This window comes from Escherichia sp. E10V10 (assembly GCF_004211985.1).
In the GTDB taxonomy this organism is placed as follows: domain Bacteria; phylum Pseudomonadota; class Gammaproteobacteria; order Enterobacterales; family Enterobacteriaceae; genus Escherichia.
Map to the genome: position 1 here is coordinate 1 of NZ_RHJO01000060.1, position 1037 is coordinate 1037.

The 1037-nt window shown below is 57.6% G+C and carries 2 protein-coding genes; both read left to right on the forward strand.

Going from position 1 to position 1037, the window contains the following annotated elements; all coding sequences use genetic code 11:
- The coding region (locus tag D9736_RS23300) for a DNA circularization protein (protein ID WP_130259272.1) at positions 1-940 on the forward strand (940 nt) is incomplete at its 5' end.
- Positions 937-1037: phage baseplate assembly protein (locus tag D9736_RS23305; RefSeq protein WP_342210762.1), on the forward strand; the 101-nt coding region annotated here is incomplete at its 3' end. The genes D9736_RS23300 and D9736_RS23305, both read left to right, overlap by 4 nt.

Sequence of the window (1037 nt, forward strand, 5' to 3'; positions counted from 1 at the left end):
GGCGACGGCGCAGACGCTGATGTCATCCTGTTCTGCACTGGATGACTGCATCAGTGACAGCTTCAGCGGTTTCAGTATCGATGGTGTGGCGGATTTCGTGCAGAACGACGTTATCGGTAATGCCAGCATAATGCTGGGGTATGTTTCTGATGCGATGAAAGTGGTGGATTCTGCCGTATCGGATGCCGCCAGGCTGTTGCAGGGGGATATCTCGGTACTTCTGCCGCCGCCATCGTCAGGCAAAAATTTCGTTGAGCAGGTGCAGAAAATGTGGCGTACCGGGAAACGCCTTTATGGTAACGCCAGCGACCTGGTCACCATGATCAAAACGCTTTCCGGTGTCAGCCTCGGCAGCGATCTGCAACCGCGCGGCGTCTGGAAAACGGACAGTAAAACCACCGCCACGGCGACGCAGCAGCGTAACGTGGTTGCCAGCACCCTTCGTACGACCGCAATCAGCGAAGCGGCGTATGCCGTCACCCGATTGCCTGCGCCAACAACTTCCGCGGTGATGCAGAATTCCGCAGTGGGGCAGGCAACAACACCCGCGCAGAGCACTGGCTGGCCTTCCGTCACGCATCCGGCACTGAACAATGCATCGGCGGTGAAAAACACGGTTGACCTGCCGACGTGGGAAGAACTGACTGACATTCGCGACACACTGAATACGGCAATTGATAAGGAGTTGTCCCGTACAACCAGCGATGCGCTGTTTCTGGCGCTGCGCCGGGTGAAAGCAGATCTGAATGCGGATATCAACACGCGCCTTGAACAGTCTGCACGGATCATTCAGCGCACACCGGATGAGGTTTTACCCGCGCTGGTGCTGGCGGCGACCTGGTTTGATAACGCGGCGCGTGACGCGGACATTATCCGGCGTAATGCCATTACGCATCCCGGCTTTGTGCCGGTGATCCCTCTGAAGGTGCCAGTGCAATGAACGACAATGTCACGCTACGGGTAAATGGCCGGGAGTGGAATGGCTGGACATCGGTGCGCATCGGTGCCGGTATTGAACGGCTGGCGCGGGATTTCAG